Source organism: Novosphingobium sp. TH158 (genome assembly GCF_002855555.1).
In the GTDB taxonomy this organism is placed as follows: domain Bacteria; phylum Pseudomonadota; class Alphaproteobacteria; order Sphingomonadales; family Sphingomonadaceae; genus Novosphingobium.
The window spans coordinates 1171657-1195584 of sequence record NZ_PKRT01000001.1; the positions used below are offsets into that span (position 1 = coordinate 1171657).

Consider the following 23928-nt stretch of genomic DNA (forward strand, 5'->3'; position numbering starts at 1 on the left):
GGGGATGGAGGATTGGGAGCGATTCTGGCAAGGGGCAAAGGCCGGAATCGCATCGGCGATGCCGCGTCTTTGCCTGTCAGGACAGGGACTTTTCACCCTCCGGCAACCTTTGGCACGAACAGCACCTCGTCCGACGGCTCCAGCCGCGTCGTCCAGTCGCCCACGACCTGCCCGTTTACGGCAATCGCCGCGCGCGCCTCGGCAGCCTCGGCGAAGCCGGGCGCCATGCCGTCCAGCGCGCGGACAAGCGCGAATATCGTGGCTCCCGGCGCCTCCACCAGCTCCCGTCCAGCAAAGAATTCGACACTGAACGGTGGCAGCAGGATGGCGCGGGGCATGACCCCCTTACCCGTGCAGTCGGGCGTGGACCCGGTCCGGCGTCAGCGGCAGCTCGGTAAAGCGAACCCCGGTGGCATCGCGCAGGGCATTGGCTACGGCGCCGAGCGGCGGCACGATGGGGCTCTCCCCCACGCCCTTCACGCCATAGGGATGCGCCGGGTTGGGCACCTCGACCAGCACCGTATCGATCATCGGCAGGTCCGAACAGACCGGCATCCGGTAATCGAGGAAGCCATCGTTCGCCATGCGACCGTCAGGTCCGAAGACATAGGCCTCGTTCAGGGCCCAGCCGATGCCTTGCACCGCCCCGCCCTGAAGCTGGCCCTCGACATAGTCGGGATGGATCGCCGTGCCGACATCCTGGATCGCGGTATAGCGGACCACGCCCACCTGCCCGCTTTCCGGATCGACTTCCACATCGCAGATATGCAGCGCAAAGCCGGGAAGGTAATCGAGCGCGTTGACCGTCGCTTCTGCCGAAACCGGGCCGGAGAACTGGCCGGATCGGGCGGCAATCGCCGCGATGGACAGGCTCTGCCCATCGGGGCCATGCGCCGCGCCATCGCGCCATTCCACCTTGTCCGGCTCGGTGCCCATCAGGCTCGCCGCGCGCTCTACCAGGGTAGCGATGACCTTGCGGGTGGCCTCCACCACCGCCTTGCCCGTGGCGAAGGTGACGCGGCTGCCGCCGGTGAGCATCGAATAGCCCAGCGATCCGGTATCGGCGATGGCCACGCGCACGCTATCATAGGCAACGCCAAGCGTTTCCGCGGCCATGATCGCCATCGAGGCGCGGCTGCCGCCGATGTCCGGGCTGCCGGTGGTGACCATGACCGAGCCATCCGAAGCAAGCGCCACGGCAGCGGTCGAAGGGCCGCCGTAATTGCCCCAGAAGGCACCGGCGATGCCGCGCCCCTGGTTGGGGCCCAGCGGTGCGGACCAGTGCGGGTGGGCCTTTGCCGCTTCAAGGCATTCGACATAGCCGATGCGCCCGTGCGGGATCCGCATCGGCCCCGGATCGCCCTCGCGGCAGGCGTTCTTCAGGCGGATGTCTATCGCATCCATGCCCAGCTGGCGGGCGACATCGTCCACCGCACCTTCGAGCGCAAAGGCGATGGGCGGCGCGCCGGGAGCACGATAGGCGTGCGTGCTCGGCATGTTGGAGCAGACATCCCAGCCGCGCACCCAGGCATCGGCGATATTGTAGGCTCCCAGGGCGGTCATCGCGCTGGAATGGGTGGCCGAACCGGGAAACGCGCCGGCATGGCTCCAGAACTCAAGCTCGAGCGCCACGAAGCGGCCTTCGGCATCGGCACCCAGCCTTACTTCCATCAGCGACCCCGGCGCCGGACCGGAAGCGTTGAATACTTCCTGCCGGTTCATTGCCATGCGCACCGGTCGTCCGGCCTTCTTCGACAGCAGCATGGCAACCGGTTCGAGGTAGATCGTGGTCTTGCCGCCGAAGCCTCCGCCGATCTCCAGCGGGAAGACGCGCAGGTCGGCAATCGGCATCTTGAGGATGCCAGCGGTGAAATTGCGGACCTCGTAATGGCCCTGGCTGGAACACCAGATTTGCGCCTGACCATCCGCGCCCCATGAAGCAACGCAGGCATGCGGCTCGAGATACCCCTGGTGCACCGGCGGCGTGTAATAGCGGCCCGATGCGACAACCGCCGCCCGCTCCATGGCCGCCTTCGCGTCTCCACGGGCAAGGGTGAAACAGGCCGCCGCATTCGAAGGGGCTTCAGGTGCCGGCTCCAAGCCCTTGGTAATCATGCCTTCGTGCAGGATCGGAGCATCGGGCGCGAGTGCCTCTTCGATGCCGATCACATGCGGCAGAACTTCATAGTTCACCTGAACCAGCCGCGCTGCCTGTTCAGCGATGGACGGGCTTGTCGCGGCGACGGCGCAGACGGCGTGGCCGGCGTAAAGCACCTTGTCCTGCGCCATGCAGCCCAGCGACATGTTCTTCAGATCGCCGGAGGTTTCACCGCCCTGCACCTCGACCGAGCTTTGCGCCGGGAAGTCTGCCGCGGTGACGACGGCCTTCACGCCCGGCAGGGCAAGCGCCTTGCTGGCGTCGATCGAGACGATGCGCGCATGCGGATGAGGGCTGCGGACCATGGCCCCGTGCAACATTCCGGCGGCAGCGAAATCGGGGCCGTAGATGGCCTTGCCGGTAACCTTGTCCACCCCGTCAGGGCGGACAGGTCGCGTGCCGACGAGGCGGAAAGCCTTGGGATTTTCCGGCGCGTTCATGCGGCGGCTCCTTCCTGGCGCATCTGCGCGGCCGCGGCCTGCACAGCGCGCACGATCTTGTCATAGCCGGTGCAGCGGCACAGGTTGCCGGCCAACCAATAGCGGATCTCGCTCTCGCTCGGGTCGGGATTGCGATCCAGCAGCTCCTTGGCCGCGACGATGAAGCCCGGCGTGCAGAAACCGCACTGGAGCGCGCCCAGTTCCAGGAACTTTTCCTGCACCGGATGCAGCCGGCCACCTTCGGCAACGCCTTCGATCGTGGTGATCGAACGCCCCTCTGCCTCGACTGCAAGGACCAGGCAGGAACAGACCATCTGTCCGTCCATGACCACGGTGCAGGCCCCGCAATCGCCCGATCCGCAGCCTTCCTTCGAGCCGGTCAGGTCAAGCTTCCAGCGCAGGGCATCGAGCAGGCTTTCGCCGGCATCGCAGAGGAATTCGGCGCTGTCGCCGTTAACCCTCGTGCTGACTGCGATCTTGCTCATGCCTGTTCTCCCTTCGCCCGCGCGAGGGCAATGCTGGCGGCCCGGCGCGCGAGGACGCCGGCCATGTGAGTGCGGTAGGCGGCAGTGCCGCGCTTGTCGTCGATAGGCCGACAAACGGCGCGCACGGCGGCGGCCATGGCTTCCATTGCGGCATCGTCCACCTTCGTGCCCAGCAAGGCCGCACCTGCTTCGGGCACGAGGATCGCGGTCGGCGCAACGGCACCCAGCGCCACCCGCGCCGCTGTGCAGGTGCCGCTGGCGTCGATCACCAGGGCAACTCCCGCGCCGACGATGGCAATGTCCATTTCCGTGCGCGGGGTTGCACGCAGGTAGGCATCCCCGCCGCCCGCAGGCCGCGGCGGCAGGCGCAGTTCGGCGATGAATTCGCCCGGTTGCAGGTTGGTCTTTCCCGGTCCTGCCGGAATGGACTCGACCGGTACCAGCCGCTCGCCCTGCGGCCCGACGACCAGCGCGCTCGCCCCGGCGGCGATCAACGCGGGAACGGCATCGGCGGCGGGCGAGGCGTTGCACAGGTTGCCCGCCATCGTCGCGCGGTTGCGCACCTGGACCGAGCCGATGAGGTTCGCCGCCTCGACAACGCCGGGCCAGGCAGCGCACAGATCCGCCGAAAGCTTGAGCCCGGTGCAAGGCATCGCCGCGCCGATGGTGAAGCCCTGGTCCCCGCCCTGCACCGCCTGCATGGCCGAAATGCGCTTGATATCGACGATGGCGCCGGGGGCCGCCCGGCCGCTGCGCATCTGCACGATCAGGTCAGTTCCGCCTGCCAGCACGCGGGCAGAGGGATCGGCGGCAAGCAGCGCGACAGCCTCTTCGCGGCTGCGGGGCTGGTGATAGGTCATGGTCATGCCCCTATTGTGCCGGGCGCCCTTTCCCGCCGCAAGACGGCTGTCGGCAATTTCCGGTGCCGCTGCGGGCAAGTCATGGCTGGACGAGCCGCGCACTGGCAGCATAGGCTGGGCGCAAGTGGAGGGACTGATGGGCAAGTATGTGATGGTCGTCCAGTCGGCAGCCGTGCCGGGCAAGGAGGCCGAATACCGCGACTGGTACGATGCGGTGCATTTTCACGAGATCTGCGCGATACCCGGCATCACTGGCGGCAGGCGGCTGGAACCCACCGGCGTAGCCATGGGCGGCGATGGCCCGCAAAGCCTGGTGCTTTACGAGATCGAGGCCGACGATCCCGGCGCGGTGATGGCCGAAATGGCGGCGCGATCGGCCGACGGGCGCATCACCCGCAGCGAGTTCATGGACCGGTCGCAGTCCAAGCTCTGGATCTATGCCGATCGCGAAATGGAAGGATAAGCCGATGAACGCCGAAACCGAAGTGCAGGCCCAGGCCTGGTCGATCCCCACCGAGGCCTATCTTTCCCCCGAATATGCCCGGGCCGAACGCGATGCCTTGTGGCGCAAGGTCTGGCAGGTGGCCTGCCGCGAGGAAGAGATCGAGAAGCCGGGCGATTATATCACCTATGACATCCTCGACGATTCGATCATCGTCACCCGGCAGGACGATGGCTCGATCCGGGCGTTCCACAACGTCTGCCCGCACCGGGGGCGCAAGCTCACCGAAGGCTGCGGCCACGCGCGCGGCTTCAAGTGCGGGTTTCATGGCTGGAGCTGGGCGCTCGACGGGCGCAACCTCGGCGTCACGCGCAAGAGCGGCTATGGTGACAGCCTGAACGCCGAAGATATCCGCCTCAAGACCGTCAAGGCGGACACCTGGGGCGGCTGGGTGTTCATCACCATGGACCCGGACGCCGTTCCCCTGCACGAATACCTGGGCGAAGTCGTGCCGCTGCTCGATCCCTTCGAAATGCAGAACATGCGCTATCGCTGGCGGCAGTGGCTGCACTTCCCCTGCAACTGGAAGGTTGCTGTCGAAGCCTTCAACGAAGGCTACCACGTGATCGGCACGCACCCGCAGCTTGCCGTATATTCCGACAAGCCGACCTGGAGCCGTTCGCTGGGCATCCACGGCAATTTCGGCGCCCTGCAACGCGAGGGCGTCGGCGGCGGAACGGCAGGTGCCGCGGGCGCTGCCGACATGCGCGTGGGCCTCGCCACCAGCCTCAACCAGGTGTGGGAGGAAGTCTGGGCGACGACGACGCAGACCATGGTCGATGTCGCCAACAAGCTGGTCGACGAACTGCCCGAGGGCACGCCTACCCACGAAGTGCACATGCACTTCATGCGCCGCGTGATCGAGGAAGATGCCAAGCGCGGCGTCACCTGGCCTCCGCTTGACCCGAAGCACGCGGCCGAAGCCGGCAGCGATGTCCACGTGTTTCCCAACACCGTGCTGATCTACGGGCCGACCTTTGCCCTGTGCTATCGCGCCCGGCCCAATGGCTATGATCCCGACAGCTGCATTTTCGAGGTCTATACGCTCGAGAAATTCCCCGAAGGCCAGGAACCGAAGCCGGAGAACCTATACAAGCCCGAACAGACGCTGGACCACTGGCCGGTCGTGCTGTTGCAGGACTTCTCCAACATGGGCGCGGTGCAGCAGGGGATGAAATCGATGGCCTTCGGCGCGGCCCGCCCGCACCCGACCGAGGAAGAAGCCGTGGTCAACTTCCACCGAACCCTGGCGAGCTACTTGGGAACCGGCGGACCGGAGATGGTGGGCTAATCCAGCCGCGGATCGACGACCACGCGTACCGGCGCATCGGGTCCGCTCATTGCGGCCATGGCCGCGGCCACACCGCTGCGGCCGATCCGCGCGCCGATCCACGGCGTGATGTCGATCCGGCCATCGCCAATCGCGCGCATGGCAAGGTCCATATCCTGCGGTTCCTCGCCGCCCGCGAACTGGACGTTGAGGCGCTTGTTCTGCGCGGCGAAGACGAAGAGGCTTTCCTCTTCCATGCAATAGCCGCCCATGACGATCCGGCCGTCGAACGGCGCCGCCTCGATCAGGCTTTGCAGCAGGCCGGGCCTGCCGACGCATTCGTAGATCAGGTTGGGCACCCGGCCCACGTCGGGCAAAGGCGCATGAGGCGACGCTTCCCGGGGATCGACCGCCACGTGCGCGCCCATGCGCAGCGCTTCCTCGCGCCGGGCGGGGTGGAAATCGGCCGCGACGATGGGCGCGATGCCCATCAGGCGAAGACCGGCGACAACCCCCAGCCCGATCGCCCCGCAGCCGAGCACGAGGGCAACATCGCCCTTTTCCGGACGCCCGCGCCGCGCATGTTCAAGGCCGACGGCCAGCGGCTCGATCATCGCGCCGTGATCATCGTCGAAACTGTCCGGCAGGGCGAACATGATATCTTCGTCCAGCAGCATCAGCTCGCCGTAGCCGCCGGGGCAGACGTGGCTGAAGCCCACGACCGCATGGGCCCCGCCCTGCCGCATGATCGGTACCGAGGTGACCTTGCTGCCAACCGGCACCTTGCGGGCCGAGCCCGGACCGTAGTCCAGCACCTCACCGACGAATTCGTGGCCGGGAACAAAGGGACGGTCCCACTCCAGCGCGGCATAAGGCCCGCCCAGCCGGCGCGACAGGTCGATGATGTTGCGCCCGGCATGGAGGAAATGCTGCTCGCTCGCGCACATTCCGCACGAATGGGTGCGAACCAGCGCCTGCCCCTTGCCCGGAACGGGATCGGGCAGTTCGCCGGTCAGCACCTGGCCGTTGCGGATGTAAGCGGCTTTCACCGGGCGAAGGCCGCGCGCAGATCGGGCATGGCCTGTTCGAGCAGGCGCAGCGATTTCCAGCCTTCTTCCGGGTCGAGACCACCCAGCAGGGGCTGCAGGCCCAGCGAGGTCTTGTCCTCCATCTGCGCTGCCTGCGCGATCAGCTGCTCCGGCGTCCAGCAGGCGAACAGGCCCGCCTGCTTGAGCACCGCCGGGTTATCCAGCCCCTTGAACGGCGAACTGGAGGCATCGCCTTCCTGCTCGGCCCACTTGGCATATTCGGTGATGACGTGAACGGCATGGCGCTCGATGGCCTTCCAGCCCGCTTCGGGATCCTCGCAGAGGTGGATGGCAAGCGGCATGCCGGCCTTGGGGCGGCTGTAGAAGCCGGGCTTGCGCCCCAGCTTCGCGCATTCTTCCTCATAAAGCGGGATCAGCTCTGCCTTCATCGGGCCGAAGCCGACGCCGAACCGGGCGGCGCGGCGGGCAGAGGCAGGCACGCCGCCGCCCACCAGCACGATTTCTTCCGGGCGCTGCACCGGCAGCGGGCGGACGAAGACCGGCTTGTCGTTCATCTCGAACCGCTCACCATTCAGGGCGCGCAGGATCAGTTCGATATGCGAATCAAGCAGCTTGCCGCGATCCTTCAGGCTCTTGCCGAACATCGCGAATTCGAACGGAACATAGCCTGCGCCGAAGATTACGTTGAGGCGGCCCTTCGAAATGAGGTCCACCAGTGCAATCTTTTCGGCGATCATCACCGGATCGTGCAGCGGCAGGATAACCGCCCCCAGCATGAAGCGCGCCCGCTCCGTCACCGCAGCCATGGCAGAAGCCAGGACAAAGGGCTGCGGCAGATAGCCGTCATCCGATCCGTGATGCTCCATCAGGCCGATACGGTCCACACCGATGCCATCGCCGAAGGCGGCCATGTCGATCGCCGTGCGGTAAAGGTCTGCCGTTGGCGCGCCCCATTCGGGTGAACGCATGTCGAAGGAAAGCGTGATTGCAACGTCACGGGCCATGGAAATTCAACCTTTCAGGACTTCATAGGAGGGGTCGGAGCGGTCACGCGACCAGCCGGTATGCGCCTTCATCGGCGTAACCTCGCGGATCTCGTCCATCTCCATCACGGCGCGGCGGTGATCGAGCGCCCAGCGCCCGTCCCGCTTCGACCAGCGATCGACATAGCGGCTCAGCACGGTCATCTGCATCAACCGGCCTTCGCGTTCCATGCGCAAGGTTGCGGTGACATAGCTTTCGCTGCCGGCGCGGTCGCCATCGAGTTCGATGACGATGTTGGACATCTGGTGCGAATGTTGCAGCAAGTGGCTGTGCTGCCTGCAGACGTGATCGACGAAAGCGCGGCCCGTGCCCTGGAAGTTGTGTTCGTAATCGGCTGTGCCATCCGGGTGCCAGATCGAATAGCCCAGTTCATGGTCGATACGGTCCATGGCGCGGCAATAGCGGTAGATCTGGTCGGCGATGGCCAGCTTGTCGGCCACTTCGGTCAGCGCGTCAGCCATGGATCATCCCTTCTTGGCATAGCTGGATGCCCCGGCGATCGCCTCGATCCGGCGGCGGCGGTCTGCGGCGGAAATGGTTGCCCAGCCGGCCTCGTCATCGGCAAGGCCCCAGTTCTGGATCGGGCCGTGCGGCAGGCGCTCCAGCCCCAGCCGCGCGACATCGGCGGCACTGGCCATGGTTTCAGGCTCCCAATCCCTCCCCTGTTCAAGCGTCAGCTTGCGGTGGGCGGGCGTATCGGTCCGCCCCATCACCAGATAGAGCACGTCGATGCCATTGGGCTTCAGCTCGGCCCACAGGCTTTCCATCAGGTTGAGGTCGAAAGCCTTGGTCGCACCATAGACGCCGATGCCGGGAATGCCTCCATAGCAGACACCCGAGCCGCAGACGAGCAGCCCGCCCCTGCCCCGCGCCCGCATCAGGCGGCCGAAGTGATGACAGGCGGCCATCACGGTCAGGCAATTGCGCGTGGCCAGTTCGGTCCATGCGGCAAGATCGCCGTCAAGGAAGCCCACGCCGTTGGGATCGGCCCCGGCGTTGAACACCAGCAGCCCCACTTCGAAGGGCGCGGCAACCTCGGCAAGGCGCGCAACCGCATCCTTGCCCGCCAGGTCCACGGTGGCGGTAACGACCTTCACGCCACTGCCGGCAAGTTCCGCCGCCAGGGCATCCAGCGGCCCTTCGCGGCGGGCGACAAGGATCAGGTTAAGCCCCTCTTCGGCAAGCTGCCGCGCGAACTCCGCGCCGGTTCCTTCGGATGCCCCGGCAATCAGCGCCCAGGGGCCATAGCGTTCGGCAAGGCCGCTCATTGTCATCGTCTCCCGTTTCGCAGCAGCATGGCACGGCAAGGCGGCGCTTGCACAGGGGCAGGCCGCGCGCTCCGGCGATTTCACGGATGTGGTGGACTGTCAGGCTTGCGCCTGCGCCTCAGGCACCCAGTGCGACGACGCCCCCGGTCGATCCGAAGCCGCCCTCGCCACGCGCCGTTTCGTCCAGATGCTCAACCTCGACCCAGCCTGCCTGGACCACCGGGGCGAGCACAAGCTGCGCCACGCGATCGCCGCGACGGATGGCGAAGGGTTCGCTGCCGTGATTGATCAGGATGATCTTCAGCTCGCCGCGATAGTCGGAATCGATGGTTCCCGGCGTGTTCGGCACGGTAATGCCGTGCTTGAGCGCAAGGCCCGAGCGCGGGCGGACCTGCACCTCGTAGCCCGGCGGGATGGCGAGTGCGAGGCCGGTGGCAACCGCATGGCGCGCGCCGGGGGCCAGCGTTACGTCCTCTGCCGAAACCACATCCATGCCGGCGGCGCCCGCCGTGGCATAGGCCGGCAGATCGAGCCCCTGCCCGTGTTCGAGCCGCTTTACGAGCACCGGAACCGCATCAGGCATCGGTTGCCTCCAGCGCGATGGCGATGCGTTCCATGATCGCATTTGCGACCTGATCCTTGGGCATTTCGGGCAAGTGTTCGACCCCGTCCTTGGAGATGATGGCAATCTGGTTGGCCGAGCCGCCCATGACATCGCCGGATACGTCATTGGCGATGATCCAGTCCGCCCCCTTGCGCGCGCGCTTTTCGGTGGCGTGCTGCAACACGTTATCGGTCTCGGCCGCAAAGCCGACCAGCAGCCGGGGCTTCCTGCCGCCGGCGGCCACCGAGGCGAGGATGTCCGGGTTTTCGGTGAGCATCAGCACCGGCGGGGCGGAACCGCGCTTCTTGATCTTGCCCTGGGCCACGTCCTTGGTGCGCCAATCGGCCACGGCGGCGACCATGATGGCGCAGTCCGCCGGCAGCGAATCCTTGACCGCCGCCGCCATCTGCTGCGCCGTTTCCACATCGATGCGATCGACACCGCGCGGCGTCGGCAGGGTGACCGGCCCCGAAACCAGCGTGACCCGCGCACCCAGCCGGGCGGCAGCGGCGGCAATGGCATAGCCCTGCTTGCCGGAGCTGCGATTGGCGATGTAGCGCACCGGATCGATCGGCTCATGCGTCGGCCCGGCGGTGATGAGGATATGCTTGCCGCTCAATGGCCCTTCAGCAGATTCGCGCGAATCGAAATCGGGCTGGCCGGCCAACGGGTCGAAGGCCAGCGGATCATCCACCCGCACGCCGTGATCGTCGCCGGGGATCGGCTCGGGCGCGGACTGGTTGGCGTTGACCATGTGGTTGATGGCCTGCGGATCGGTCGGCGGGGCCGCGCGGGCCTTGCCCTTTTTCGCCAGGGGTCCGCCAGCTGCCACAACGGGCGTATCGCCGGTTGCCGGAATCGGCAGTTCGACCGGATCGCCCATGTCGGGCACGAATTCGTCCTCGATGGAGCGGGCGCGGCCCTTGGTGATGCGCTGGATCAGCTTGGAAGCCAGCCCGCCAAGGCCGATGTCGGCGCCGCCTTCATCCTCTTCGTCGGGCTCCACCGCCTCAAGGATAGAGCCGGCTGCCGGGGCGCTGCCGCCTTGGATGGGCAGGGCATCGGGCCCTTCGAACAGGCTGGCGATGCGGGCCCAGATGGCTTCGGGTTCGGGCAGGCGGCCGGGGCCATATTCGCCGCAGGCCATGTCGCCTTCGGCCGGCTCGACGACAAGGCATCCCGCCTCGGTCAGGGTCCGCACGTTGCGCTGGGTGGCCGGGTGCAGCCACATCCGCACGTTCATCGCGGGAACGGCGACGACCGGCTTGTCGGTGGCGAGCAGCAGGGTCGTGGCCAGATCATCGGCAATGCCGGCCGCCATGCGGGCCAGCAGGTCGGCCGTTGCCGGGCAGACAACCACCAGGTCCGCCTCGCGGCTGAGGCGGATGTGGCCCATCTCTGCTTCGTTGCGCAGGTCCCACAGGGTGGTGTGCACCGGATTTTCCGAAAGTGCGGCAAGGCTCATGGCCGTGACGAACTGCGATCCGCCCTCGGTCAGCACGCAGGTGACCGATCCGCCATGCTTGCGGATCAGGCGCACCAGCTCGCACGACTTGTAAGCCGCGATGCCGCCGCCGACGACGAGGAGAATCCGGGGTCCGCTCATGCCGTTCCGGCACTAGCCGCAGACGAAGCCGAGGGGAAGGCCGCACGCACCAGACCGGCCAGCGCCATCGGCACGAAGGCCAGCCCCACCCACATCGTCGCCTGGATCGTCATGCCCCAGTACCAGTTGTCGGCCCGCCCCGCGATCATGAAGGCCAGGCCATAGCCAAGGAACAGCAGCGTCGCGAAAGTGCCGATCCGCGTGCGCCAGCCGGTCCAGCCGAAAACCATCAGCACCATCAGCGGACCGGCGATCACGGCGGGAAGCAGCCGCAGGTTGCTGGACAGCACGACCATCGACATCCAGCCGGAAAGCCCGCGCAGCGTCATCCAGGAAGGCCCCATCGCATCATCGGGCCGGACCAGCCCTGCCACGACATGCAGGTGCCAGGCCATCCCGGCAAGGAACAGGGCGACAAGCAGCGCCCATGCGGCCAGCTCGCGCCAGCGGCGGTGCCACAGCGCGAAGGCGCCCAGCAGCAGGACGAAGGGCAGCGCGTGCTCGCGTATGGCAAGCGCGGCCGCCGCAGCGATCCATGCGCCGATCCACTTGTCCTTTTCCGGGCGGTAGAGCCCCATCGAGAGGGCAATAAGCGATCCCGCCCACAATTCGTGCAGCACGAAGAAATAGCCCGTTGTGCCGATCTGCACGCCAAGGAACAGCAGGACCATGGCCCAGATCCGCAGGTGCTCCGCACCGGGATCCTCGCCCAGTCGGCGCCACCAGACGATCAGCACGGCAGCAACGAGCAACAAGGCGATCAGCGCCTCAACCTTGCCACCTTCGTTGACCTTGGCCGGCGGTGGCAGCTGCGCCTCGATCCATGCGAGCGTCGGCAGGCGCACGGCAAAGCCCGGTTGCAGCGGATAGCGGCTGGCGCGATGTTCGATGGCGACCGCCTCGTAATAGTTCTCGCCCCGGCGCAGGCGCTCGATCACCCGGTCATAGAGCGCAAGGTCATCGTCGCGGGTTTTCTCGCCGGCCGCGATCGTCTTGCCGTCGAGCACCGAAGTGTGCACCCCCTCGCCCGAGCGCATCGGCGTCAGCGCCGCAAGCGCCAGCATGGCAAGCAGCAGGGCCAGCGCAAGCCGCGCCGGCCAGCGCGGCCAGTGGGCAAAACGATTCCATTCGGGCGCGTTCATGTCGCGGTTCCCACCCCGGAGCGCATTGCCGCAGCGATCAGGCTGCGCAGCGCGAACGGCATCCAGGCTAGCCCCATGAACAGGAACGGCACGGCAATCACCCCCCAGTAGAAATTGTTCTGCCGCCCGGCGATCATGAAGGCAACGGCATAGCCGATGGACAACAGCGCGGCGAAAGTGCCGGCATGGCCCTTCCAACCCGTCCAGCCGAACACCGCCAGCACCGCCAGCGGCCCGGCAATCACCTGGGGCAGCAGGTTGAGAACGCTTGAATGTTCGACCTTGTAAAGCCAGCCGCCGATCCCTTCGAGCGCAAGCCACGAGGGCGACACCGGATCGCCCGCTCGGATCTGCGCCTGCGCGAAGGACAGGTGCATTGCCAGCGCGGCGGCGAAGATCGCCACGAGCGCAAGCCAGGCCAGCCCCTCGCGCCGGTTGCCGCGCCACAGGGCCATTGCCGCCATCAGCAGCCCGAAGGGCAGCGCCAGTTCGCGCACCGCCAGGGCCGCAGCAGCAGCAAACCAGGCAGCGATCCACTTGCCCCTGTCAGGCCGGTGCAGGGCAAAGGAAAGCACCATCAGTTCGGCCGCCCAGATTTCGTGCAGCACAAGGAATTGCGCCGAAAGGCCTGTCGCCAGCCCGACCAGCAACAGGGCCGTGCCGACAAGCTTCACCGGCTCGCCGCCCGGTTCCTCGGCAAACCGCCGGAAAGTGAAGAACAGCACCGCGAGCACAAGTGCATAGTTCAGCGCAACCAGTCCGCCCTGCCCCAGCCATGCGGTGAGATAAGCCAGAGTCGGCAGGCGCACGGTAAGTCCCGGAGCCACGGGATAGCCGTTCTCGCGCTGCAACCGGGTGGCGGCGGCGTAGTAATCTTCTCCCTTTGCCACCCGATCGGCGATCAGGCGGTAGAGCCGCAGGTCATTGTCCTTTTCGCCATCGGCAGCGGTCGCCTGTTCTGGCGTCGCTGCGGCAGTTGGCGGGGCCGTGCTGGCCAGGTCCGGCGCGTCGGCCAGTTCGCGCGGCATCCCCGGCGCCCATGCCGCCAGTGCGGCAAGCAGCAGCAGCACCGCCAAGGCCAGCCGTGCCGGACCTTTGCGCCAGTGCGCGTAGCGATCGAAGGCCGCAGCGGCCTGCCTCGCCTGCACTTCCTCCACGACCATGCGCCCCTTTCGCCCCGTTTTCGGCGCGATGCTGGCACAGGCTTCGGCAAGTCGCAAAGCCGCCAGTCCGCCGATCAGGGGAAAATCCCTAGGGTGCGATGGTTTCGATTTCCTTTCCGCATCCTGCGCCGTGCGCCGTTCCCGGCAGAGGCTTGACCGGCGGGGGCCAAACCGAACAGACAGGCAGCGTGACACGGCATTACGACGCAATCATCATCGGCGGCGGGCACAACGGCCTGACCTGCGCCTTCTACCTCGCCCGGGCAGGGATGCGTGTGCGCGTGCTGGAACGGCGCCACGTGGTGGGCGGCGCGGCGGTGACCGAGGAGTTCCACCCCGGCTTCCGCAATTCCACCGCCAGCTACACCGTCAGCCTGCTGCGGCCGAAGGTGATTGCCGACATGAAACTGCACGATCACGGCTATCGCGTGGTCGAACGGCAGGTATCGAACTTCTTTCCGTTCGAGAACGATTACCTGAAGCTCGGCGGCGCGCCGGGACGGACCGAGACCGAATTTGCCCGCTTTTCCCCCCGCGATGCCGAAGCCTACCCACGTTACGACGCAGCGCTGGAAAAGGTGGCGAACGTGCTGCGCGGCCTGTCCTTGCAAGCCCCGCCCAACGTCGGCGGCGGGCTTTCCGCAATTGTGGCGGCGGCACGCCAGGGCTGGCCGATGGCGCAGATGGACATCGCCACCCAGCGCGACTTGCTGGCCATGTTCACCAAGAGCGCGCGCGACTTCCTGGATGGCTGGTTCGAGCATGACGTGGTCAAGACGGCCTTCGCTTTCGATGCCGTGGTGGGCAACTACGCCGGCGTTTCCACGCCTGGTTCGGCCTATGTCCTGCTGCATCATGTGTTCGGCGAAGTGAACGGCAAGCCGGGCGCATGGGGCCATGCCGTGGGCGGCATGGGTGCGATCACGCAGGCCATGGCAAGGGCCTGCGAAGCGCAGGGCGTGGAGATCAGCCTTGAAGCTCCGGTCGCGCGGGTGCTGGTATCGGGCGGCAAGGCGCGCGGGGTGCAACTGGAAAGCGGCGAGGAAATCGTCGCCCCCATCGTCGCTGCCAATGTCGGCCCGGCTCTGCTTTTCCGCCAGATGGTGGACGAGGCCGATCTCGACGCCGATTTCCGGGCACGGATGAAGACCTACAAGACCGGTTCGGGCACCTTCCGCATGAACGTGGCCTTGTCCGAATTGCCTGACTTCACCGTCCTGCCCGGCAAGGCGCAGGCAGAGCACCATACCGCCGGGATCATCATCGCCCCCGGCATGGATTACATGGACCGCGCCTTCATCGATGCGCAGCAGCACGGCTGGTCAAGCAAGCCGATTGTCGAGATCACCATTCCCAGCACGCTGGACGACAGCCTTGCGCCGCCGGGTTGCCATGTCGCCAGCCTGTTCTGCCAGCAGTTCGATCCGGCGGCGGACTGGGACGCCCACCGCGAGCAGGTGGCCGACCTGATCATCGCCACCGTCACCGAACATGCGCCCAATTTCGCGCGCAGCGTCATTGCCCGCCAGATCCATTCACCACTCGACCTTGAGCGCAAGTTCGGGCTGGTCGGAGGCGATATCTTCCACGGCACCATGGGGCTGGACCAGCTCTGGGCAGCGCGGCCGGTACTGGGCCACGGCGATTATCGCGCGCCGATCCGGGGCCTGTACATGTGCGGATCGGGCACCCATCCGGGCGGCGGCGTGACTGGTGCGCCGGGCCATAATGCGGCGCAGGCCATCCTTGCCGACCGGCCGCTTATCCGCAAGCTGCTGCGGTCCTGACCGCGGCCTATTCCGGCAGGCGGCAGATATCCACCCATTGCCCGCCGACCAGACCGGCCAGCCGCTCGGGCTCAAGCTCGATGGAACTGGTGCGCGATCCGGCGGCGGGAAACACCGTGGCATAGGCCAGCAGCGACCGGTCGCAGAGCACCGGCACGGGGTTGGCAAGGCCGAAGGGACATACCCCGCCGACAGCATGGCCCGTCAGCTCCAGCGTCGCCTCGGCATCAAGCATCCTTGGCCGCCCGCCCAGCGCAGCCTTGCACTTCGCGTTATCTAGCCGCGCATCCCCGCGCGCCACCAGCAGCATCGGCTGGTCTCCCACGCGAAAGGCCAGCGTCTTGGCAATGCGTCCCGGCTCCACGCCCAACGCATCGGCAGCCTCGGCCACCGTAGCGGTGCTCACGCCCTGATCGATCAGGCGAAGGTCCGGTGCATGGGCCGCCAGCCACAGGCGGACCGATTCCTCGCTCATGCCTCGGGCTCGCCGAAGCGCTCAAGCCGGAAGGCGGCCTTCAGGTAATCCTCTGCCGCTGCCTTCAGCGCCGGTTCCTCGGCAAAGGCCTCCGCCGGCAGCGGAGCCTCGCCAAGCCCCTCCAGCAAGGTCCACAGCGCAAAGCGGCGGCCGGGTTCGCGTTCGACACCGAAGCCGATCTTCAGCCGCTCAACGCCCTGCGCGAAGTCGGCAACCGTCAGCTTGCCGGGATCGTCGGTGCCGAAGAAGTGCAGCAGCAGCGCTTCAAGGTCCATGGCGTTACAGCCAGCCCAGCGCCGTAGCGCCCCAGACCGCCGCGCCGCCGGCCAGCAGCGCCAGCAGATAGCCCGGCCAGCGCCGCTCGCTCTTGCGCTCCCACATCAGCGCCACTTCCGGCAGCGGGCGCTGCAGGGGGGCGCCGCCCTTGGCCGGGAAGCGTTCTTCGATGCGGCGCAGCAGTTCCGGCAGGCGCAGCAGCGTTTCGGCATCGCTGCGCAAGCGATCGGCCAAAGCCGCTTCGGGGCCCAGCTCGTCGCGGATCCAGCCCTTCACATAGGGGCCGGACGTGTCCCACATGTTGATTTCCGGGTGCAGCGTCGTCGCCAGCCCTTCGACCATGACCATGGTTTTCTGCAGCAGCAGCAGGTGCGGCTGGGTCTGCATGTCGAAATCGCGGGTAATGGCGAACAGGCCATCGAGCATCTGGCCGACCGAAAGCTCGCTCACCGGCTTGCCGCGCATCGGCTCGCCCACGGCGCGCAGGGCAGAGGCGAACTCGTCCACCGAATGGTGCGAAGGCACGTACTGCGCCTCGAAATGGATTTCGGCGACGCGGCGGTAATTGCCCGTTGTCAGGCCATAGAGAATTTCCGCCAGCCACAGCCGGGCGCGCCGGTCGATCCGGCCCATGATGCCGAAATCGATGGCAACGATGGTGCCGTCCCGCTCAACGAACAGGTTGCCCTGGTGCATGTCGGCATGGAAAAACCCGGCGCTGATCGCCTGCGTCAGGAAGGCGATGACCAGCCGGTGCGCCAGCTTGGGCAGGTCATGCCCCGCGGCCTTCAGCGCATCGAGATCGGAAAGCTTGGTGCCGTCGATCCACTCGATGGTCATCACGTTGCCGCAGGTGCGATCCCAGTCGATCGCCGGCACGCGATAGCCATCGTGGCCTTTCATCGCCTCGGCCAGTTCGGAGGCCGAAGCCGCCTCGCGTCGCAGGTCAAGTTCGCGGGCGGTCCAGCGCTTGAAATTGTCGATCACCGCGCGCGGTCGCAGGCGCGCCGCCTCGCCGCCCAGCGCCTCAAGGTGGGCGGCGGCCCATTCATAGGTCTCGATATCGCGGGCGAACTTCTCGCGAATGCCCGGGCGCAGGACCTTGACCGCAACGTGGCGGCCGTCGGTCGTGATGGCACGGTGCACCTGCGCGACCGACGCCGCTCCCACGGGATCGGTATCGATCGAAAGGAACAGTTCGGAAACCGGCTTGCGGAAGCCCGCCTCGATCTCTGCCTCTATCGCTGCGAAAGGCACGGGCGGCAGGCTGTCCTGCAATGTCAGCAGGTTGCGCGCCGCATCTTCGCCGACGATGTCGGGCCGGGTGGCAAGGCTTTGCCCCAGCTTGATCGCGGCAGGCCCGATGTCCTGGAACGCCCCGGCATAGTCCGGAACCCTGGGCTGGAAAGTGCCCAGCCGTGCCAGCCGCACCAGCCGCTTGACCGGAGCCGGTGCATTGCGGTCGTTCTCGATCCCGCGCAGCGCCCCATGGCGGGCCAGCACCCGGCCCCAGCGCAGCAGGCGCAGGATATGCGTGGCAGGTGTCGTCACGCCTAGATCTTCCACCCCGAATGGATCGCCACCAGGCCGCCCAGGATCGGTTCCACCCGCGTACGGGCAAAGCCGGCCTGGCGGATCATGGCTTCGAATTCGCGCATCGGCGGGAAGCGGCGGATCGATTCGATGAGGTAGCGATAGCTGTCGGCATCGCCGGCGATCTTCTCGCCGATCCACGGCACCAGCTTGTGCGAGTAAAGGTCATAGACTTCGCGGAAGCCCGGCCATTCGGTGGTCGAGAACTCCAGGCAGAAGAACCGCCCGCCATGCTTCAGCACGCGGTGCGCCTCGGCCAGCGCCTTGTCGATGTGGGTCACGTTCCGGATGCCGAAGGCGATGGTATAGGCATCGAAGAAACGATCGGGAAAGCTCAGCTCTTCGGCATTCTGGCGCGACCAGACAAGGCCATCCAGCCCGCGATCCATGGCGCGCTCGATGCCCACGTCGAGCATGTCCTGGTTGATGTCGGATACCGTAACGGTCGCGCCGCGTGCGGCCAGCCGGAAGGCGATGTCGCCCGTGCCGCCCGCCATGTCGAGGATCTGCTCGCCCGGCTGCGGCTTTACCCGGCGGACGAACTGATCCTTCCACAGCCGGTGCATCCCGCCCGACATGGCATCGTTCATCACGTCGTATTTCTTGGCCACCGAGGAAAACACCTCGCCGACGCGGGTGGTCTTTTCCTCGGGGGAGACCTCTTCGTAACCGAAGGATACCTGTTCGCTCATGCGCCCGCCCTTAGGGGAGTTTCGGCGGGCCGCAAAGCTTGTTAGGAGAGTCTTTATCCGCCTTCGGGTGGAATCCGGCACCGGCCCGGCCAGATGCCGCCCCATCCGCGAAGAGAGCCCGATGCCGGAACTTCCCGAAGTAGAAACCACCGTGCGCGGCCTTGCCCGCTACCTCGAGGGCGAACGGATAGCCCGCGTCGCGGTCAACCGGCCCGATCTGCGCCGCCCCTTCCCGCCCGATCTGGTCCAGGTGCTCACCGGCGCACGGGTCACCGCACTGGGACGGCGGGCGAAATACGGACTCGTCCATACCGACCGCGGGCAGACCATGGTGTTCCACCTCGGCATGAGCGGTCGCTGGCGGATCGAACCGGATGCGGCGGACAAGCACGATCACCTGGTGCTGGAAACCGGCGCCGGCCATGTCCTCGCGCTCAACGATGCGCGGCGCTTCGGATCGGTGGACCTGGTCGATACCGACGGGCTCGAACAATGGCCGGCCTTCGCCGCGCTTGGCCCGGAGCCGCTTGGCGACGAGCTGACCCCGGCCCACCTTGCCGCCGCCTTCAAGGGCCGTGCGGCGCCGGTAAAGCCATTGCTGCTGGATCAGCGGATCGTCGCCGGGCTCGGCAACATCTACGTCTGCGAAGCCCTGCTGCGCGCCGGCATCCGGCCCGACCGGGCGGCGGGCTCGATCAGCCGCAAAGGGCTGGAACGCCTGGTGCCCGAGATCAAGGCCGTGCTTAGCGAATCGATCGAAGCCGGCGGCTCCACCATCCGCGACTATGCCCAGCCCAACGGCGAGCTTGGCTATTTCGCCGCAAGCTGGCGAGTCTATGGCCGCGAGGGCGAGGATTGCCACCACTGCGGCAAGCCGGTGCGCCGCATGGTCCAGGGCGGACGCAGCACTTTCTGGTGCGGGACCTGCCAGAAGTGAGGACGAAGGCTTGACGATTCGGGGACCGATGGCTAAGGGCCGCGCTTTCCCGGCGTACTCCGGTTCGCCTTTTCGCAGATTTCCAACGGATTTCCGGCCACGCTGGTGGCCCGACAGAGGATAGAGTCAGGACGTTATGGCCAATACGCCGCAAGCCAAGAAGCGCATCCGCCGCAATGAACGCCGCGCCGAAATCAACGGTGCCCGCATCGGTCGCATCCGCACCTTCGTGAAGAAGGTCGAATCGGCGATCGCCGGTGGCGACAAGACGGCCGCAGCCGAAGCGCTCAAGGCGGCACAGCCGGAACTGGCTCGCGGCGTTGCCCGCGGCGTGCTTCACAAGAACACTGCCAGCCGCAAGCTGTCGCGTCTCAGCAAGGCCGTCGCCGGCCTCTGATTCGCCACGGCAGACTGTGCGTCAGCCAGTCGCGCATGGTACGAAAAACGAACAAGGCCGGGGGGCGATCCTCCGGCTTTTTTCGTGTGTGCTGACGCCTTTCTGAGGTCCGCCGCCAAAGTCGTTGAAATCCCGCGATTCGGCTGCGACGAACCGTTGATTGCACGCAAATTCAACGACTTATACGATTACCTCACGGGTTTCCGAGCACCCCGTGGAGTCAAGCGGATTATTTCAGTTTTTTTAAGGTTCGGACGCTTGCCCTCGGGCCCTTCCCGCTCTTTAATCCCTCTCAGCCGAGGGGGGAGATTCTCTCCCTGCCAAGGTTCAACAGTAGGGATCGCGGCATAACTGCGCCAGGCGGGGGTTTGGCGGATGCCGCTGTGCGTCCGGAACAGTTCTGGGGGGCTGTCCGGTCAGCATCTGGGGATGGAGCGGGCACCTGTGCAGGTTCTAAAGGTGGGGCAACGTGCGCGGTTCACGCGCCGGTCCGGTAATGTAGCAACGGAGACCAGGCGGTGAAGAGCAAGGCAAACGGTTCGCGCATCGAAGATCAGGAAGCGCTCGATCTTGCCGCCGACTGGGCGGACATCAGCCAGGGCCTGCGCAAGGACCTTGGGCATCAGCTGCACAGCCAGTGGATCAAGCCGATCCAGGTGGGCACCTTCTGCAAGGAAACCGGCACGCTGGACCTGTTCCTGCCGACCGAGTTTTCCGCGAACTGGGTGTCGGACCGTTTTGCCGACCGGCTTTCGCTCGCATGGAAGATCGCCCGCCCCGACGTACGCCACGTGCGCGTTGCCGTGCACCCCGGCCGTCGCGGCATGCCCGACCTGCGCCTTGGCGATTCGCGCCGCCCGGCCAACGATGGCGCGCCCGCCGTTTCGGCCCCGCAGCCCGGCCAGCTCTCCATGGCGAGCGGTGACTTCGGCGGCATCGCCAACGATGCGCTGGGCCTTGGCACCATGGGTCTCGATCCTTCGCTGACTTTCGCCAGCTTCGTCACCGGCGCGTCGAACGTGCTGGCCTGCAATGCCGCGCAGCGCATGGCCGCGGTGGAAACGCCGCAGTTCTCGCCGCTCTACCTCAAGGCCGCCACCGGCCAGGGCAAGACGCACCTGCTGCATGCCATCGGCCACGCCTTCCTGGCCAACCACAGCCGCGCGCGCATCTTCTACTGCTCGGCAGAGCGCTTCATGGTCGAATTCGTCCAGGCACTGCGCCAGGGCCAGATGATCGAGTTCAAGGCCCGCCTGCGCGGCTTCGACCTGCTGATGGTCGATGACATCCAGTTCATCATCGGCAAGGCCTCGGCGCAGGAAGAGCTGCTCTACACGATCGACGCGCTGCTGGCTGAAGGCAAGCGGCTGGTCTTTGCCGCCGACCGCGCCCCGCAGGCGCTCGACGGCGTCGAACAGCGCCTGCTCAGCCGGCTGTCGATGGGCCTTGTCGCCGATATCCAGCCGGCCGACATCGAGCTGCGCCGCGCGATCCTCGAACATCGCCTCGCCCGCTTCTCCTCGCCCACCGAGGTGCCCTCGGACGTTATCGAGTTCCTTGCCCGCACCATCAACCGCAACGTGCGCGAGCTGGTCGGCGGCCTCAACAAGCTGATCGCCTATGCCCAGCTGACCGGCCAGGCCGTGTCGCTCCAGCTGGCCGAAGAACAGCTGACCGATATCCTTTCGGCCAACCGCCGCCGCATCACGATTGACGAGATCCAGCGCACGGTCTGCCAGTTCTACCGCGTCGATCGCACGGAAATGGCCAGCAAGCGCCGCGCCCGCGCCGTGGTGCGCCCGCGCCAGGTGGCCATGTACCTCGCCAAGGTGCTGACGCCCCGCAGCTATCCGGAGATTGGCCGCAAGTTCGGCGGACGCGATCATTCCACCGTGATCCACGCGGTGCGCCTGATCGAAGACCTGCGCACCCGCGATGCCGACATGGACGGTGATGTGCGCAGCCTGCTTCGCCAGCTGGAAAGCTGATCCCCAGGCCGATGACGCCCTGAATTCCCGGCGCTGGCAATCGCCGGGAAGCGCGTTATGCTCGGACCATGCCTTTTGCTGACGCACCCATGCTCGAACACGTTACCCAGCCGGTACTGCTGGTCGAAAACGGCATGGTCCGCTTTGCCAATGCTGCCGCGCGCTCGATCCTGGGCAGCCATGTCGTCGGGCAGGACGTGCGGATCGCCATCCGCATACCCGAGGCGATAGCCGCGATCACTGCGCCCGAGGGCGGCACAGTCCGCATTTCGGGCCTCTCGGTTCCGGGCAGCCAATGGGATCTCGCCTGCCACTCGCTTGGCAATGATCGCAAGATGATCGTGCTGGAAGACCTCTCGGTGCGGGTCGGCGTTGCCCGCGCCCACGCCGATTTTGTCGCCAATGCCAGCCACGAGCTGCGCACGCCGCTGGCGGCCGTGCTCGGCTATGTCGAGACGCTGGAGGACGACAAGGCCGGCGGCGATCCCGATACCCGCAAGCGCTTCCTGGGCATCATCCGGCACGAGGCGCAGCGCATGCAGGCGCTGGTCGAAGACCTGATGTCGCTTTCGCGCATCGAGGCAGTCAAGCACGATACGCCGACCGAGCCGGTGGACATCGTGGCCTTGGCGCGTGAGGCAGCCGGAGAGGTCCAGAACCGTGCCGAGGTGCGGCTGAGCACCAATTGCGACAGCGCCATGGTGGCGGGAGACCGGGGCCAGCTTGCCCAGGTGCTGCGCAACCTGGTCGACAATGCGATCAAATACGGCAAGCCGGGCAATCCGGTGCACATCGACGTTGAAACCAGCACGGCCGGACGGGTGGCCATTTCGATCCGCGACGAAGGCGAAGGCATTGCGCCCGAGCACCTGCCCCGCCTGACCGAGCGGTTCTATCGCGTCGATACCGGGCGCAGCCGCGCGGCGGGTGGAACGGGCCTGGGGCTGGCCATCGTCAAGCACATTGCCGAGCGCCATCGCGGCTGGTTCGACATCTCCAGCCGTTCGGGCCAGGGCACCACGGCAACGGTGATTCTGCCGCTGCTACTTCGGGACGAGTGAAAAAATCGGCTCAAATCCGCCAGTCTTGTGGCTGTCACAGGACTGTCATGGAAGCGCAATAGGTCTGCGGCGAATCGCAAGACAGGGGTTTCCCATGATCCGCTTCAAGACGTTTGCCATCGCCGCCCTTTCGACCGCCGCCCTGGCGGGTTGCGGCGGCGGCTCCACCGCCAGCCGCGATGCGGCATGGGCAGTCGGCTCCTCGACGCTTTATCCTTTCGCCGCGGCCGTGGCCGAAGAGACCGCCAAGTCCGGTGTGAAAGCACCGAAGATCGAACAGAACGGTTCGGGTGCCGGCATCAAGCTGTTCTGCGCCGGCATCGGCGCGGCCCATCCCGACATCGCCAATGCCTCGCGCCGCATCAAGAAGTCCGAATTCGAGGAGTGCGTGAAGAACGGCGTAAAGGACGTTGCCGAGATCCAGGTCGGCCTTGACGGCATTGCCTTTGCCGAGGCCAAGGAAGGCCCGGGCATGAAGCTGACGGTCGAGGACGTGTACAAGGCACTGGCCAAGAACCCCTATGGCAAGCCCAACACGGCCAAAAACTGGAACGACGTGAACCCGGCCCTGCCGGCCATGCCCATCCTGGTCTATGGCCCGCCCTCCACCTCGGGCACCCGCGATGCGCTGGCCGAACTGATCCTGACCAAGGGCTGCGATGCCGATCCGGCGATGAAGGCGCTGAAGGACAAGGACAAGGACGCGCACAAGAAGGTCTGCACCGAAGTGCGCGAGGACGGCGCCTATGTCGACTCGGGCGAGGCCGACAACCTGATTGTCCAGAAGATCGCCGCCAATTCGCAGGCGATCGGCGTGTTCGGCTTCTCGTTCCTTGAAGAGAACATGGACAAGCTGAAAGGCATCACCATGGGCGGCGTCGAGCCGACCTATGCCTCGATCTCCGACTTCTCCTATCCCGGCGCCCGCCCGCTCTACATCTACGTGAAGCTGGCGCACCTGAACGCCGTTCCCGGTCTCAAGGAATTCGTCGCGACCTGGGCCAAGTCCTGGGGTCCGGACGGCCTGCTCAAGAAGAAGGGCATGGTGATCTCGACCGACGACGTGCGCGCCCGGAATGCGGACATCGCCGCCAAGTTCACCGCCATGGACACCTCGGACCTCAAGTAACC

The 23928-nt window shown here is 66.4% G+C and carries 24 protein-coding genes; 8 read left to right on the top strand and 16 right to left on the bottom strand.

Annotated features, from left to right (window positions below):
* Positions 1–92 precede the first annotated feature (92 nt).
* Genes C0V78_RS05820 through C0V78_RS05835 form a run of 4 tightly spaced genes read right to left on the bottom strand, consistent with a single transcriptional unit; the run spans position 93 to position 3949 of the window.
* Positions 93–338 (bottom strand): MoaD/ThiS family protein, encoded by a 246-nt coding sequence (locus C0V78_RS05820; protein WP_101796855.1) that lies wholly within the window; start codon positions 336–338, stop codon positions 93–95.
* Positions 339–345: 7 nt separating this feature from the next.
* Positions 346–2598, bottom strand: a complete 2253-nt coding sequence (locus tag C0V78_RS05825) for a xanthine dehydrogenase family protein molybdopterin-binding subunit (protein ID WP_101796856.1) — start codon at positions 2596–2598, stop codon at positions 346–348.
* Positions 2595–3083, bottom strand: coding sequence for a (2Fe-2S)-binding protein (locus tag C0V78_RS05830; RefSeq protein WP_101796857.1), 489 nt, complete (start codon positions 3081–3083; stop codon positions 2595–2597). Before C0V78_RS05830 ends, C0V78_RS05825 begins: the two co-directional genes overlap by 4 nt.
* A complete protein-coding gene (locus tag C0V78_RS05835) occupies positions 3080–3949 on the bottom strand; it encodes a xanthine dehydrogenase family protein subunit M (RefSeq protein WP_216822162.1) in 870 nt (289 codons plus the stop codon). The genes C0V78_RS05830 and C0V78_RS05835 overlap by 4 nt, the downstream gene beginning before the upstream one ends.
* A gap of 130 nt (positions 3950–4079) precedes the next feature.
* Here C0V78_RS05835 and C0V78_RS05840 point away from each other — a divergent pair, with 130 nt between their 5' ends.
* Together C0V78_RS05840 and C0V78_RS05845 are read left to right on the top strand one after the other, a co-directional pair.
* On the top strand, positions 4080–4406 hold the full coding sequence (locus C0V78_RS05840; protein ID WP_101796858.1) for a hypothetical protein: 327 nt from the start codon (positions 4080–4082) through the stop codon (positions 4404–4406).
* 4 nt (positions 4407–4410) lie between these two features.
* Positions 4411–5736 carry an SRPBCC family protein gene (locus C0V78_RS05845; RefSeq protein WP_101796859.1) on the top strand — a complete coding sequence of 442 codons (1326 nt, stop codon included), beginning with the start codon at positions 4411–4413 and terminating at the stop codon, positions 5734–5736.
* On the opposite strand, the gene C0V78_RS05850 is transcribed toward C0V78_RS05845, so the two are convergent.
* The 8 genes from C0V78_RS05850 to C0V78_RS05885 form a co-directional block, all read right to left on the bottom strand.
* Positions 5733–6764: a zinc-binding dehydrogenase gene (locus C0V78_RS05850; protein ID WP_101796860.1), complete on the bottom strand. Its 1032-nt coding sequence runs from the start codon at positions 6762–6764 to the stop codon at positions 5733–5735. The two genes, C0V78_RS05845 and C0V78_RS05850, sit on opposite strands and share 4 nt — an antisense overlap.
* Positions 6761–7768 (bottom strand): LLM class flavin-dependent oxidoreductase, encoded by a 1008-nt coding sequence (locus C0V78_RS05855; protein ID WP_101796861.1) that lies wholly within the window; start codon positions 7766–7768, stop codon positions 6761–6763. The genes C0V78_RS05850 and C0V78_RS05855 overlap by 4 nt, the downstream gene beginning before the upstream one ends.
* Before the next feature lie 6 nt (positions 7769–7774).
* Positions 7775–8269, bottom strand: a complete 495-nt coding sequence (locus C0V78_RS05860) for a nuclear transport factor 2 family protein (protein WP_101796862.1) — start codon at positions 8267–8269, stop codon at positions 7775–7777.
* A gap of 3 nt (positions 8270–8272) precedes the next feature.
* A complete protein-coding gene (locus tag C0V78_RS05865; protein WP_173843346.1) occupies positions 8273–9076 on the bottom strand; it encodes an SDR family oxidoreductase in 804 nt (267 codons plus the stop codon).
* Positions 9077–9194: 118 nt separating this feature from the next.
* Positions 9195–9659: a dUTP diphosphatase gene (gene dut, locus C0V78_RS05870; RefSeq protein ID WP_101796864.1), complete on the bottom strand. Its 465-nt coding sequence runs from the start codon at positions 9657–9659 to the stop codon at positions 9195–9197.
* Complete coding sequence (locus C0V78_RS05875) at positions 9652–11286, bottom strand: phosphopantothenate--cysteine ligase family flavoprotein (RefSeq protein ID WP_101796865.1); 1635 nt, start codon at positions 11284–11286, stop codon at positions 9652–9654. The genes dut and C0V78_RS05875 overlap by 8 nt, the downstream gene beginning before the upstream one ends.
* Positions 11283–12428 (bottom strand): hypothetical protein, encoded by a 1146-nt coding sequence (locus tag C0V78_RS05880; protein ID WP_101796866.1) that lies wholly within the window; start codon positions 12426–12428, stop codon positions 11283–11285. Before C0V78_RS05880 ends, C0V78_RS05875 begins: the two co-directional genes overlap by 4 nt.
* The gene (locus C0V78_RS05885) at positions 12425–13591 is read right to left on the bottom strand and encodes a hypothetical protein (RefSeq protein ID WP_144039844.1); all 1167 of its coding nucleotides are present in this window, start codon (positions 13589–13591) and stop codon (positions 12425–12427) included. The genes C0V78_RS05880 and C0V78_RS05885 overlap by 4 nt, the downstream gene beginning before the upstream one ends.
* A gap of 188 nt (positions 13592–13779) precedes the next feature.
* Between C0V78_RS05885 and C0V78_RS05890 the strand changes: the two genes are divergently transcribed.
* A complete protein-coding gene (locus tag C0V78_RS05890) occupies positions 13780–15378 on the top strand; it encodes an NAD(P)/FAD-dependent oxidoreductase (RefSeq protein ID WP_101798220.1) in 1599 nt (532 codons plus the stop codon).
* A gap of 7 nt (positions 15379–15385) precedes the next feature.
* Here the strand turns inward: C0V78_RS05890 and C0V78_RS05895 are convergent, their stop codons facing one another.
* Genes C0V78_RS05895 through C0V78_RS05910 form a run of 4 tightly spaced genes read right to left on the bottom strand, consistent with a single transcriptional unit; the run spans position 15386 to position 18414 of the window.
* The gene (locus C0V78_RS05895; protein ID WP_101796868.1) at positions 15386–15853 is read right to left on the bottom strand and encodes a YbaK/EbsC family protein; all 468 of its coding nucleotides are present in this window, start codon (positions 15851–15853) and stop codon (positions 15386–15388) included.
* Positions 15850–16128, bottom strand: coding sequence for a hypothetical protein (locus C0V78_RS05900; protein ID WP_101796869.1), 279 nt, complete (start codon positions 16126–16128; stop codon positions 15850–15852). Before C0V78_RS05900 ends, C0V78_RS05895 begins: the two co-directional genes overlap by 4 nt.
* Before the next feature lie 4 nt (positions 16129–16132).
* The gene (gene ubiB / locus C0V78_RS05905) at positions 16133–17680 is read right to left on the bottom strand and encodes a 2-polyprenylphenol 6-hydroxylase (protein ID WP_101796870.1); all 1548 of its coding nucleotides are present in this window, start codon (positions 17678–17680) and stop codon (positions 16133–16135) included.
* Positions 17681–17682: 2 nt separating this feature from the next.
* Complete coding sequence (locus tag C0V78_RS05910; RefSeq protein ID WP_101796871.1) at positions 17683–18414, bottom strand: class I SAM-dependent methyltransferase; 732 nt, start codon at positions 18412–18414, stop codon at positions 17683–17685.
* Between the two features lie 121 nt (positions 18415–18535).
* Here C0V78_RS05910 and mutM point away from each other — a divergent pair, with 121 nt between their 5' ends.
* The 5 genes from mutM to C0V78_RS05935 all read left to right on the top strand — a co-directional run bounded on the left by mutM (position 18536) and on the right by C0V78_RS05935 (position 23926).
* Positions 18536–19351: a bifunctional DNA-formamidopyrimidine glycosylase/DNA-(apurinic or apyrimidinic site) lyase gene (mutM, locus tag C0V78_RS05915; protein WP_101796872.1), complete on the top strand. Its 816-nt coding sequence runs from the start codon at positions 18536–18538 to the stop codon at positions 19349–19351.
* A 136-nt stretch (positions 19352–19487) separates the two neighbouring features.
* A complete protein-coding gene (gene rpsT / locus C0V78_RS05920) occupies positions 19488–19748 on the top strand; it encodes a 30S ribosomal protein S20 (protein WP_101796873.1) in 261 nt (86 codons plus the stop codon).
* Positions 19749–20266: 518 nt separating this feature from the next.
* Positions 20267–21736: a chromosomal replication initiator protein DnaA gene (gene dnaA / locus C0V78_RS05925; RefSeq protein WP_101796874.1), complete on the top strand. Its 1470-nt coding sequence runs from the start codon at positions 20267–20269 to the stop codon at positions 21734–21736.
* 68 nt (positions 21737–21804) lie between these two features.
* On the top strand, positions 21805–22797 hold the full coding sequence (locus C0V78_RS05930) for a cell wall metabolism sensor histidine kinase WalK (RefSeq protein WP_101796875.1): 993 nt from the start codon (positions 21805–21807) through the stop codon (positions 22795–22797).
* 94 nt (positions 22798–22891) lie between these two features.
* The gene (locus tag C0V78_RS05935; RefSeq protein ID WP_101796876.1) at positions 22892–23926 is read left to right on the top strand and encodes a substrate-binding domain-containing protein; all 1035 of its coding nucleotides are present in this window, start codon (positions 22892–22894) and stop codon (positions 23924–23926) included.
* Positions 23927–23928: the final 2 nt, after the last annotated feature.